The organism is Paenibacillus sp. FSL H7-0714, from assembly GCF_038003765.1.
Taxonomy (GTDB): Bacteria; Bacillota; Bacilli; order Paenibacillales; family Paenibacillaceae; genus Paenibacillus_AQ.
In genome coordinates this window covers 6069787-6082572 of the sequence record NZ_JBBOPT010000001.1, presented here as the reverse complement: position 1 = coordinate 6082572, position 12786 = coordinate 6069787, and the positions used below count along the sequence as shown (strand labels likewise).

The 12786-nt window shown below is 46.3% G+C and carries 8 protein-coding genes; 4 read left to right on the top strand and 4 right to left on the bottom strand.

Annotated features, from left to right (window positions below):
• Positions 1 to 10: 10 nt before the first annotated feature.
• The 4 genes from NST34_RS27285 to NST34_RS27270 all read right to left on the bottom strand — a co-directional run bounded on the left by NST34_RS27285 (position 11) and on the right by NST34_RS27270 (position 7166).
• A complete protein-coding gene (locus tag NST34_RS27285; protein WP_341129145.1) occupies positions 11 to 1960 on the bottom strand; it encodes a glycosyltransferase in 1950 nt (649 codons plus the stop codon).
• A gap of 14 nt (positions 1961 to 1974) precedes the next feature.
• The gene (locus NST34_RS27280; protein WP_341129144.1) at positions 1975 to 3396 is read right to left on the bottom strand and encodes a tetratricopeptide repeat-containing glycosyltransferase family 2 protein; all 1422 of its coding nucleotides are present in this window, start codon (positions 3394 to 3396) and stop codon (positions 1975 to 1977) included.
• Entirely contained in the window at positions 3393 to 5435 is a 2043-nt protein-coding gene (locus tag NST34_RS27275) for a glycosyltransferase (protein WP_341129143.1), read from the bottom strand. The genes NST34_RS27280 and NST34_RS27275 overlap by 4 nt, the downstream gene beginning before the upstream one ends.
• Positions 5436 to 5588: 153 nt before the next feature.
• Positions 5589 to 7166, bottom strand: coding sequence for a DUF6385 domain-containing protein (locus NST34_RS27270; RefSeq protein ID WP_341129142.1), 1578 nt, complete (start codon positions 7164 to 7166; stop codon positions 5589 to 5591).
• Positions 7167 to 7647: 481 nt separating this feature from the next.
• On the opposite strand from NST34_RS27270, the gene NST34_RS27265 reads away from it, so the two are divergent.
• The 4 genes from NST34_RS27265 to NST34_RS27250 all read left to right on the top strand — a co-directional run bounded on the left by NST34_RS27265 (position 7648) and on the right by NST34_RS27250 (position 12786).
• Entirely contained in the window at positions 7648 to 8184 is a 537-nt protein-coding gene (locus tag NST34_RS27265) for a hypothetical protein (protein WP_341129141.1), read from the top strand.
• A gap of 18 nt (positions 8185 to 8202) precedes the next feature.
• Positions 8203 to 8784 carry a hypothetical protein gene (locus NST34_RS27260; RefSeq protein ID WP_076285271.1) on the top strand — a complete coding sequence of 194 codons (582 nt, stop codon included), beginning with the start codon at positions 8203 to 8205 and terminating at the stop codon, positions 8782 to 8784.
• Positions 8785 to 8902: 118 nt separating this feature from the next.
• Complete coding sequence (locus tag NST34_RS27255) at positions 8903 to 9601, top strand: alpha/beta fold hydrolase (protein WP_081383011.1); 699 nt, start codon at positions 8903 to 8905, stop codon at positions 9599 to 9601.
• A 263-nt stretch (positions 9602 to 9864) separates the two neighbouring features.
• Entirely contained in the window at positions 9865 to 12786 is a 2922-nt protein-coding gene (locus tag NST34_RS27250; protein WP_341129140.1) for a carbohydrate binding domain-containing protein, read from the top strand.

Here is a 12786-nt window from a genome sequence, read left to right as displayed (position 1 = left end):
TGCCAGTCGGTTAGGTCTGACTGGCAGATCTGAAGAGCAGCCCCCATGGGATCTGACCTGAGGAAATCCCATGGGGATAAGCTTTTGCAGCGAGTATGAGCTTGTAGTATGAGAGACCGACTGTAGCGGTAGTTCCTCCGATTCTGAGCAAATTTATTTCATCTGATTGAGCGATCTTTGGAGTTTCTCCGCAGGAGCAAGCCATTGCCACATATAATAGCCATTCGGCGCAGTCCGTCGAGGCATTATAATGAGGGGTTTGACTGAGATAGATGGAACACCACTGTTTCTTTACGGGGATAGGAGCCTCAAGCAATCCATAGTATAAGGGCTGCGGCAGCTTGCACCACTGGAATAAAGAGCCCTCTGATTGTCGATAAAGCGATAATACACTATCCCAAGCACCGACCTGAAGCAGCAATTGCATTGCGTAGCTCAGATCAGGAAGAGCAGGCTTAATGTCAGAACGACTTGTTATGATATGATGAATTGTTAGCATCCCCGGTCTGTATGGCGATATGGAGATAAGCCACTTCATGGCTGATTCAGTATCTCCAGCACGGCAAGACAAAGCCCAGAGATAACCGAGTATAGATGAACGTTCGGAAAGAACAGATGGATTATGAAGCAGCTGCTCAAGCGGTGCGAGAGTGTGTGCCCCCTCTTGCTGCTGAGTACAAGCAAGGAAAGCCTGCACAATGGTTTGAACGGCTAGCGGTAGCTGCGAAGCAAAAGAGAGAGTAACCAGCCATTCAAAGTCACGAGCATTGAGCGCCGCGGGCACAAGATAGCCTAAGGTAATTGGTGAGAGAGCGTGGATATGGCAGCGGGTCAATGCGATCAGACTTAACCTCTCTCCAGATAGCAGGCTTAGTGGGACAAGCTGTTTCCACGCATCCGTATAATCTGGTTTGAATTGTATAGCAGCCTCGTAGTGTTTCCGCGCGTTTGGATATAGGAATAACTTCTCGCATACTCTACCCGCTAGTAGTTCTGTTCGATACGTTCCACTTCCCGAAGAAGATGGATATGGATGTGCTGTATCCCCGCTCTTCAGTGCTTGCTGCAAGAAGTGTCTAGCTTGTATAAGCTGTCCTTGTTCGAGCAACAAAGCAGCATAGCCCTCTAATAAATCAGTGAAATCAGGAAACAATAAGCTCCCCGCATGAAAGACTTCCTCAGATTCCTGCTGCCTGTTACATCGTTGTAAGGCATAGGCAGTCTTTAGATAAATATCAGAGGCATACCCGGATTGGGTTGGAACATCAGCGAGTAATGGAAGAAGTACATCTGCCGCTGCATGATATTGTTCCTGTTGATAATGCTCTACCCCTAGTGCATAACGAAGGATTAGATGGTTCGGTTGAAGCTGCAGACCACTATTGATGAGAGCTAAATTGCGCTGGTATTTATTTTTGTGCTGCAGTTCATCCTCTAAATAACCGTAGTGATAAATACGCAATTCTGCGTAAGCAATCTCCCCCGCAGGAAGCTCCCAAATGCTGCTGGCCGTCTCCTCATGAATGATTCCACGAAAGATGATTCTTTTATCGTTTCTGAACAGGCGGCAGACATGATCGGTAACAAAATCCGCTTCAGGGGCGTCACCGATATAGTGGATAATGGGTAGCCAATATCCGTGAATATGCGCTGCGTCCAGCAGGTGCTGGAGCTGCTCCCTCCTCCAATGATCTACAGCCTCGTCGGCATCAAGTACTAGAATCCAAGGGGAAGTTGCATGCTTCAGACTTAGGTTTCGTGCTTTCGAGAAATCATTCTCCCAAGTCATATCGATGATCTTTGCACCGAACTTAGTTGCTATGTCTATGCTATTATCCTCAGACCCGGTATCCACAATGATGATTTCTGATACGATTCCTTGCACAGAAGACAGGCATTTCTCCAGGTGGTTCGCCTCATTCTTAATGATCATACAAAGTGTGATATCGGGTGTGGTCATAGGAAACGTCCCTCCTATTCTGAAACTTTGGGAAGCGGAAGAGCTAGGCGTACTCTTTTGACCGCTGGTGAATAGGTAGCAGAAGAGGATAATGAAGCAAGCAGACGATCCGCTAACATAATCTGTGATCGCCCCTGCTCAGATGCTTGATTAAATGCCACTTCTATAGAAATGGGCTGCTCTGTGGCATTTATCAGCTGTGCGGCTGCTTCATTACATCCCTCACTCTGTAATAATTCTAGGAGAATCCTGTTCTTAGTCACTGTGTAGTCTGGCAGATGAGCGTGGAACCAACCGTAAACCTCACTCTCGCGACCTGCACATTTCAGGGCTCGTAGTAGCCGGGCAATGACGGGAGTAGGTTCGGGATGAAGCTGTGCGGTTTTAGTGTAACAAGCAATGGCTTCGGTCTCATCACCCATCTCTTCACATAATTGACCCAGCATATAATAGGTTAAATATGAACCGAATCCAGCCTCAGTATGGTAGCCGGGAGGAGCAGCTCCGATGATCAGCGCTTGTAGCGACGCTACTTTGGCTTCTGCAAAGGCACCTAATTGTAAGAGTAGAGCCCCTTTGATATGAGCTAAGTCTGGGTAATCCGGATGTGAGCTAATCCCACGGTCACAAGCTGCAAGCGCCCCAGGATAATCTTTTAATTCTGCAAGCGAGCGAATTTCATATTTGTGCAGCAGGTGGATGTAACTTGTATCAGGCGGTGCCTCTTCTAGTGATTGTTGGATATGTTTTAGAGCAGGTTGATACTCCCCCAAACGCATATACTCAACAGCCATATTAAAATGGTGGAAAGGATCTTTAGGATTTAACCTTAGCTGCTCTTTCAGCAGCTCGACATTTCGTTTGATTTTATCTTTCTTGACCACTACCCCTTCTGCGTAACCATAATGATGGATGACTACAGTGGTCAAATGCATCGGTGCCTGGGGTGTAGCTGTTATGATAGCCTCAGCGATCTGTTCGTGAATAATACCGCTAAACCGGTACTTAGGGCGATTACGAAACATCCGAATAATCGGATTGACGGTGATCGTCTGTGAAGCGGGGGTTAACCCTTTATGATTATGAATGCGTAGGAAAAATGCCTCGTACTCCATATGCTCGGCACATAGCAGTAATTCTCCCTTGCTCTCCTCACTTAATTCCTCATCTCCATCTAGAACAAGAATCCATTGTCCATGGGCCTGCTGGAGACCTGCGTTGCGGGCAGCAGCAAAGTCGCCGCTCCAAGGGTGTTGTATGATTTTGGCCCCGAAGCTTAGGGCAATTTGAACCGTAGCGTCGGTGGATCCAGTATCGACTACAATGATCTCATCGACGACTCCGCGTACGCTTTTTAAACATTGGCTCAAGCTATCTCCTTCGTTCTTAACGATCATGCATAAGGAAATTAGTGGCTTTCTTCTTGAACGGTTCATAGGGCTGACCTCTTTTCGTTCTGACGGAAGCTCCACTGAGTGTGCCAAGATGTACGATTCAGCAAGGTAATGGATTTACGGATAGCTCCGATATCCTCCTGCAAGGGGCCATGAGCATGGGCATCCTTTAAACTTTGTAGAGCGTCTTCCATACTCAGCTTCGCTTGCTGAAGATAACAGAGGGATAAGCCGATCCTTGCGGATTCATGCTCAGGCTCTTGTTCCAGCGCTTGCTGAAACCATTCACTGGCTTCGGAATAATGCCCTTTGTCAAAGATCATCTCACCAATATAAAAAAGCACGCTTGCATCGGCGATCTTATCACGAACAAGTACAATAAATTCCTCTCCTGCGGCCTGCCAATTCCCTTCTTTATATAATGCTGTGGCAAATTCAGATCGATAAGCAGGGAACAGGTCCACTAAAGTATGACTAAGTGTGAGCTGATGCAGCTTTACGGATTGCCCGATGAGGTCGGAAAGGAATGAGGAATATATGTGATCTACCTCTATTTCTACCGGACATGCCACTTGTTGGCGTTGGGATCGCTCAATGTATTCCAGTCCAGAACGAAGTTCACCTGATATATGGTTGAGCAAGTCCTTTTTAAATTCTCCATATCGTTCCCATTGGCAAATGGCCCAAAGAGTATACCACTGCTTTTGATGCTCTAAACCAAGGTGATCTTGGGAAGCTAGTGAGGTCATCTGCCCTATAGCTGTACTTGCGTCTTCTAGCTTGCCGGTGATGATGAGTGATGAGATGATTCTATATGCAGTATCCAATTCCAATGGAAAAATATCTCGGGATAAGGTAGCTATGGTCTCATAAGCATTTATCTCATATAAACTGTCAATGATCGCGGATCTACTGATTGAGGTAGTTGGGGGAACGAGTTGGATCAGTAAAGTGGCGATTTCCTCATCGGGTACAGCTAAGCGTTGAAAAGCAGCAGCAATCCCCTGCAAGGCGGGCGTATATAAAGAATGGTGTTGAAGTGCACGATGAAAAAATCTCGCAGCATCCTCAAGAAGACCAAGCCGCTGTGAGATTAAACCTATCCGGTATAGGGGGCGAAAGGTACTCATTCCTTGTTCACATACATATTTTCCGCTAAGCACTTCATGCTCAGGAATGGACTCTGCATGTTGATAAGCTAATAGCGCACGTTCCAAAAGGCCTTGGCTCTCCAAAGATTGCCCTAACAAAAAATGCAAATCAGGATAGTCGCCATAACGTTCCAGTTCAATCATCAGCAAGGGGTCAATCGCATTCATTTTTCCTTGAGCATGATAAATTTTACAGAGATCCCTAATCATCGTGGGACGATAGGAGGCTTCGAGTACTACATGGTGAAGGCCTTGACGAAGCAACGTCTCAGCTTCCAGAAGACGACCGTCCTGACAGAAGTTTACTGCCAAATTATAGGAGTGGAAAGGATCATCCGGATATTCGGTTAAAGCGAGGAGCAGCAGGTGTCTATTTCGATTGATTTTATCTTTTCGTGTCATGATTTCAGGTAAATATCCAAAGTGTATAATCTCAAGTTGACTATGCTCAATCGCCGAGAGGTTATGTTTGCTAAGGATTGAAGTGTCAATTCCCTCATGAATTCTTCCACTATATTGATAACCCTGTCCATTTCGGAATAAGCGGACTGCACTGTGCTTTACCTTATCTTCAGGTCGTTCGCCAACCCAATTATCAATGTTTACTGTAAAAGCCTGAGCTTGTGTGTTCTGCAGAAGGCTGCGGATTTCTGTAAGTGGGGTCTGCAAGCACTCATCGGCATCAAGGATAAGAATCCAATTTGTTGAGGCATGAACGAGCCCTTCATTACGAGCTGCCGCGAAATCGTCTGTCCATTCCCGTTGGAAGACTCTAGCCCCGTACGCTTCGGCAATAGCTATGGATTCGTCGGTAGAGCCCGTATCGATCATCACAATTTCGTCAGCACCAGCTATGCTTGCGAGACAGTGAGGTAGGAGATCAGCTTCATCTTTTACGATGAGGTGGACGCCAAGCGTAATATTATTCACGGTTGTTCCTCCTTGGAAAGCATTATGTGTTTGTTGCACATATGTATAGCTGCTGACACAAGCATAAACGCCTTCGGCGTCCTTATAGTTAAAGAAAAAGCACATGGATATCCATGTACTCTTTCTTGTTACAACATATGATGGTCATCTGGATTACGTGCCCTGAGCATTGAAACTTACATTGATCGTGGATGCAGAGCCTGAATTGGCTGATTGATAGGATAGGCGGGTATATTTCAGGAATCTGGCTGGCACTATGACATCGATAGAGCCTGCTGCTAAGGGATTATCTCCTGTGGTATCGACGAAATAGTTCGTTCCATCAGCACTGATTTCCACACGTGTGTTGACCGGATTTGCCCCAGTATTGTTAATGAAGAAGGAATACGTTCCCAGTACGCTCGTAGTAACGGCTGGTAGAGGTGTATAGGTGTTAGCGGTCGCAATACCTGTAGTGGTCTGTTCTATAAAGCTGCGTTGTGAAATAGAAGTGACACTACTTAGAGTACCAGCTGTGATCGTAGCTCCGAGCACACTAGTGATGGTGCCGTTAAGAATGTTGGTGACTGTACCTGCGGAAGACAACGTACCGGCAGTAATTGTAGCTCCGAGTACGCTGGTGATAGTCCCGTTAAGGATGTTGGTGACTGTACCTGCGGAAGACAAAGTACCGGCAGTAATTGTAGCTCCGAGTACGCTGGTGATGGTGCCGTTAAGGATGTTGGTGACTGTACCTGCAGAAGACAAAGTACCGGCAGTAATCGTAGCTCCGAGCACACTAGTGATGGTGCCGTTAAGGATGTTGGTGATTGTACCTGCTGAAGATAGAGTACCAGCTGTGATGGTAGCTCCGAGTACGCTGGTAATGGTACCGTTTAAGATGTTGGTGACTGTACCTGCGGAAGATAGAGTACCAGCTGTGATGGTAGCTCCGAGCACGTTAGTGATGGTGCCCTCAAGGATGTTAGTAATAGTACCTGCGGAGGACAAAGTACCAGCTGTGATGGTAGCGCCGAGCACACTAGTGATTGTACCGGCGGTAATGGTAGCTCCGAGCACGCTGGTGATGGTGCCCTCAAGGATGTTAGTAATAGTACCTGCGGAGGACAAAGTACCAGCTGTGATGGTAGCGCCGAGCACGCTAGTAATGGTGCCGTTTAGGATGTTTGTAACTGTTCCGGCGGATGATAACGTACCTGCTGTTATGGTTGCCCCAAGCACACTAGTGATTGTACCCGCAGTAATCGTAGCGCCGAGCACGCTAGTAATAGTCCCGTTAAGGATGTTGGTAACTGTTCCTGCGGAGGACAAAGTACCCGCAGTAATTGTAGCGCCGAGTACGCTAGTAATAGTCCCGTTAAGGATGTTTGTAACTGTACCTGCGGAGGACAAAGTACCCGCAGTAATCGTAGCGCCGAGCACGCTAGTAATGGTGCCGTTAAGGATGTTTGTAACTGTTCCTGCGGAGGACAAAGTACCGGCAGTAATTGTAGCGCCGAGCACGCTAGTAATGGTGCCGTTAAGGATGTTTGTAACTGTTCCTGCGGAGGACAAGGTACCCGCGGTGATCGTAGCGCCGAGCACGCTGGAAATGGTACCATCAAGAATAATCGTTGTTAGATTTCCGCTTGGATCTGTAGTGAGCGGATGATCAATCAGCGAGGCATCTCGGCCGAATATAAGCGTTCTTAGATTATCAGGATTCGCTTGAAAAGAGCTATAGTTAGGCAAAGTTCCTCGTCCTTTCCTTATAAATGATTGAGTTATACCAAAAGACTGGGCTTGGACGTATACACAATCTTGCTTGCCAATACCTTTTGAATGTAGCGTGGAGGCGGAGACTAACAGGGTGATCTCCCTGATTCTTAATTGTGTAAGAGATCATCGTTTTAGCTCCGTTTTTTTTTGTTTTATTTTGCTGCGCTTTTTAAGCTCCAGGCCGTTATGGATTTCATTCACTTCCTACGGGCTTTCTGGAACTCAATCCATGAAAAGGCCCAAACCGTCGTTTGAGCCCTGAGCCTAAATAAACCGCAGTCCAATAAGCTGCAAACCGATAGGGACAATCCTTAGCCATTCGAATGGTGTGATATTAATATATGGTGGGAAATAGGGGGTGATTGGGCAGAGAAAGCAATATACGCACATTCCCACAACCTGTTACTGAGTGTGGCATAAAATAGAATAAGCTTAAGTACGGGGAGGATAACTCATGCCGAACGACTCAGTATTCAATCAGAGTAGCCAGCCACTTTTTACAGAACAAGTCAATACGTATGTTGCACCTGGTATAGATTCAGCTCCTGAGGGGGGAGCAGCTAAGGCGGGGTTATTGTTTGGAATCCCATTTACTTCTACGGTAACGACGGCTGCCCCGTTAGTTATTCAGATTAGTAATCCGGGAGGAAGCGGACGTACCTTATATGTATCCCGTGTTACTGCCAGTTCAGCGACGGCGGCGGTTGCTTTATCACTACTTCGGAACGCTACGGTCACCGGAACCACCGTTACACCGATTAATTATAATTTTGGCAGTGCGTTAACCAGTGTTATGACGGCAAGAACCTCTACGGCTGCGCCTACTGGAGGCCCGGCTACTCTAGTATCTCTATTGCTGGCGGTCGGTCCGGTCATTGTTGATTTTACTGGACAAATTGTTGTTCCTCCCGGAAATTCCATCACTACCTCCGTAACGATTGCATCGGGGTCATCAGCGGCGACAACGTCTATCAGCTGGTGGGAATATTAGAAACAGGAGGGGATAAATATGCCTAATCAATTTGTATTTAACGACAACGATCAACCGCTTTATGTGGATATGGTGAACACCTTCCAAGCGCCAGATATTAGCGCGCCGCCTGAAATAAGCGCTTCGCAGGCTGCAGTCTTGTATTCAACTAACACATCTGCGTCTAGTTTGGTCGTACTTAGTCTAATCTCCGCAATCGCTTCTATTCGGATTAGTAATGCTTCAGGCAGTGGAAAAACTGTTTATATCTCACGTATAAGCGGCAGTATTGGCGGTTCTTCTCTACTATCCGCAATGTCGGGTAGCTTTACAATTGTAAAAGGAGGGACGGTAACTTCACCAGCAACCTTAACGCCAACGAATAATAATTTGGGCAGCTCGGCGACGAGTGCGATGACCGTTCAGTCTTCCACAGCAGCCATTAGCGGGGGAACGACGCTTTTCAATTATCAATTGGCACCGGGGGCTTTCACACAGAACTTTACGGGCAGCATCATTGTCCCGCCTGGAACTGCTATTTGTGCTAACGTAACCTCATCCAGCTCAGCCGTAGGTTTAACGATTACCTCAGCGTTGGGTCTTCTTTGGTGGGAACAATAGCGTTCTTGCTGCGAACCATTCACAGAGCTGAACCTTGACATCACTTGGGTTGAGGTTTTACATAAAAGGGTGGAATGTATAGAAAATAAAGGGGATTGGCATTATACAATAAAGTTGCATGTCAGATTGGAATGTGAAAAGAGGGACAATTATGGAAAGTTGTTTATTTATTCATGGCTTTACCGGAGGTGAGCATGAGATCTCTCCCTTGTCCCAGTTTATGGAGCAGCATAATTACCGTTCCAGAACGTTTACCCTGAAAGGGCATGGGGGGAGCAGGAATGATTTATTGCATTCGGATCGACATGATTGGCAACAGAGTGCTGAAGATGAATTGACAGAGCTGTTAAAGACGGATGAAGGTGTTCATCTGATCGGCTTTTCTACCGGTGCCCTTATTGCTTCACATCTTTCTGTACGGTATAAACCCTGGATCAAATCCCTTACTTTATTGTCCACTCCCGTATTTCCGCTGAATCCCGTGGAGATTCTTAAGACTCTTGGGAGCTTTTCCATGCTAAAAACGTATATTAATAAATTCACTTCAACGCCCCCAAGGGCGACGAGAGAGTTTCAACGATTGGTCCGGGAGAGTTTTTCAATCTATCCGCATATTGAGACTCCAACCTTGATCGTGCAGGGTAAGCGAGATCATCTGGTGAAGACTCGAAGCGCTGACTTTCTGCAGCATACGATTCCTACAGCCCAAAAACAGGTGATAATGGTGGATAACAGTGGTCATATGGTTTGTCATTGTGAAGATAAGGACCGGATTATGAATGAAGTACTGCATTTTATTCAGAGTGTAGGAAGCTAAGCATATAAGGTGAATAATGAACCCCAAAGAGCCCCCAATAAGGAGGCTCTTTTTCTTGGGAATTTTAAATTTTATAGCTTGACAACGCATTCACAATCATGGTAATTTTTAGTTGGGAAACCGGTTTCCCTAAAATTATTTGTTTTTTGTGTTAAAGACGTTAAAAACATTAGAGACATCACTGGGCGGGCTTGTTTTTTAATCAAGGAAGTAGGCTTTAGAGTGTTATGAATACGCTTTAATAAGAGAGGGAGATGCACGCAATGAAACGTAGGTTATGGTATGTACCCGTTCTAATTACATCTATTCTTCTTTCTACCGTGATTAATTTGTTTGTCTTAACACCGCAAAAAGCTGAAGCGGCAAGCATCGGCACGATTAATGAGAACGACACTATTTATCAGATTATGGTTGACCGATTTAATGATGGAGATACTTCCAACAATGCTACTGGTGCGGCAATTCGCTATGGAGAAAACTCTGAGGAAGATTTCCGTTATATGAAAGGCGGAGACTGGCAGGGGATTATCGATAAGCTATCATATATTAAAAATATGGGCTATACCGCGATTTGGATTTCCCCAGTGGCTGAGCCACAAATGACTAACCGGGAAAACAACGGTACCGGTAAAAATACAGCCTATCACGGATACAACGTTAAGAACCCTAACGCTGCCAATCCATATTTCGGAACGAAGGAGAAGCTGAAGGAGCTTGTGGATTCCGCACATGCGCTTGGCATCAAAGTAGTGATTGACGTTGTGCCAAACCACGTCGGTGATTATATGCTAGGTTCCCAAGCCTATTATGACATCCCATCATTGCAGCCAGTGGCTCCGTTCAATAATCCAGCATGGTACCACCATAATGGAGATATTAACTGGTCTCTAGCGGATGGAAGATATGATCAGTGGGCGCAGGATTACTTAGAAAATCATGATTTGGGCGGGCTAGATGACATTGATTTCGATGTTCCTGCGGCTAAGCAGGCGATATTCGATTCCATCAAAGGCTGGTTTGATTATACAGGCGCTGACGGTGCGCGTGTGGATGCTGCCAAGCTGATGAAGCCAACAGATATTGGTGAGCTACAAAATTATCTGGGCGTTAATACATTTGGCGAGAATTTCGACGGAAATGCTGAATTTGTCTCACGTTGGGTCGGAAACAACAAGGAATGGGGCATGCTCGATTTCCCAATGTTCTTCTCCGTACTTAACAGCTTTGCTTATGGGCAGTCTTTTGAGTCCAATATCAAAAGCACCTTGGCACAGGATTCCTACTACAACGGGAATGCCAATCACATGGTTACCTTTATCGACAATCATGACCGCAACCGTTTTCTAACGGAAGCCGGGGGAAGCGTAGATAAGCTGCAGAACGCTTTAACCTTTATTTTTACAGTTCGTGGAACACCGGTTGTCTTCCAAGGAACAGAGCAGAACAAAGGCAATGGCAACAGTCAGATCATGACAGGCGGTATTGCGGATACTTGGAACCGTTGGTCTATGGTGAAACGGGATGCAAGCGGAAACGTGATTGAGAACTATTTTAATGAAAATGCCAGCACCTACAAGCACGTAGCCAAACTTAATGAAATTCGTAAAAATAACCCAGCACTACGTTCAGGTACTCAACGTGAAATGTGGGCTGCACAGAACTTATATGCCTTCTCACGTCGTATCGACACTGGAACTAATCAAGGTCAAGAAGCTATCTCTGTATTTAGTAATCAATCTAATGGTTCGCAAACGGTAACCATCCCGCTACGTGCCGAGAGTAGTTTGACCGCAGGAACAGTTTTGTATAATCAGCTGAATACTGCAGATACAGTGACTGTACAATCAGGCGGAGTAACTGGAAAGCAAATTACTGTAACTGTAGGTGCGAATTCAGCCAAAATCTATGCGAAACAACAACAACCATCAGAAACAGTTCCTCCAACTACTCCGACTAATGTAACGGCAACTGTTCAGAATGCATCTAGCGCTTTGATCAGCTGGACGGCTTCTACCGACAACGTAGGCGTAACTGGATATGAAGTTTATCGTAATGGTGTCAAGGTAGGCACAACGGCGACTACTTCCTATACGGACAATGGTTTATCCGCTAGCACTACCTATAACTACACGGTAAAAGCATTTGATGCCGCAGGCAATCTATCTCTTCTTAGTGCGATTGCGTCTATTACAACACCAGCAGGGAACAGTGTCACGATTTACTATAAGCAAGGTTATACCTCGCCTTATATTCATTATCGCCCAGTAGGAGGAACATGGACGACATCTCCGGGTGTGGCTATACCTGTATCTGATGTAGCCGGATACAACAAAATAACAATTAATATCGGCTCCGCCAGCCAGCTTGAAGCATGCTTTAACAACGGCAGTGGCACATGGGACAGTAACGGGGGGAGCAACTATCTATTCGGTACTGGAACCTGGACTTATACGCCAACAGGAAGTATTACATCAGGTGGACCAGTGACACCAACACCAACAGTAACACCGACACCAACACCAACACCAACGGTAACACCGACACCAACGCCGACAGTAACGCCAACGCCAACGACTACACCGACTGGCAACACTGCAACGATCTATTATAAGAATACGGCTTACAGCAGCTCTTACATTCATTACAAGCTGGATGGGGCGACAGTCTGGACGACGGCTCCTGGTGAACAGCTTCAAGCTTCTTCTTTCCCAGGATATAAGTCGATCACAATTCAGCTGGGCACTGCAGCCGGACTGACCGCAGCCTTTAATAATGGCAGTGGTACATGGGATAACAACGGCAGCAGTAATTACCATTTTGATGCTGGAACCTGGAGCCTGGTGAACGGAAGTATCAGCGCAGGGGAACCTCAAGCAGACAGTGTGACGTTTCGTGTAAATGTTCCAGCGTCTACTCCGGCGAGCGGACCTGTGTATCTTACCGGTACCTTCAACAGCTGGAATGCAGCGGATCCAGCCTATCAACTGACTAAAGGTAGTGATGGGGTGTATTCCATCACACTGAGCTTACCAGCAGGAACAGCGGTGCAATATAAAGTTACGCGGGGCGCTTGGACTAATGTGGAGGTAAACTCGAACGGAACGGACATTTCCAATCGAACGCTTACTCCAGCAGGCGGCGCACAAACAGTGAACCTGACCGTGCAGCGTTGGAAAGATCTATAA

What these genes read in the sequence shown, in the direction of transcription:
- NST34_RS27280 (WP_341129144.1), bottom strand. Translation starts at nt 3,396, where the DNA reads ATGAACCGTTCAAGAAGAAAGCCACTAATTTCCTTATGCATGATCGTT.
- NST34_RS27250 (WP_341129140.1), top strand. Translation starts at nt 9,865, where the DNA reads ATGAAACGTAGGTTATGGTATGTACCCGTTCTAATTACATCTATTCTT.
- NST34_RS27285 (WP_341129145.1), bottom strand. Translation starts at nt 1,960, where the DNA reads ATGACCACACCCGATATCACACTTTGTATGATCATTAAGAATGAGGCG.
- NST34_RS27265 (WP_341129141.1), top strand. Translation starts at nt 7,648, where the DNA reads ATGCCGAACGACTCAGTATTCAATCAGAGTAGCCAGCCACTTTTTACA.
- NST34_RS27255 (WP_081383011.1), top strand. Translation starts at nt 8,903, where the DNA reads ATGTCAGATTGGAATGTGAAAAGAGGGACAATTATGGAAAGTTGTTTA.
- NST34_RS27260 (WP_076285271.1), top strand. Translation starts at nt 8,203, where the DNA reads ATGCCTAATCAATTTGTATTTAACGACAACGATCAACCGCTTTATGTG.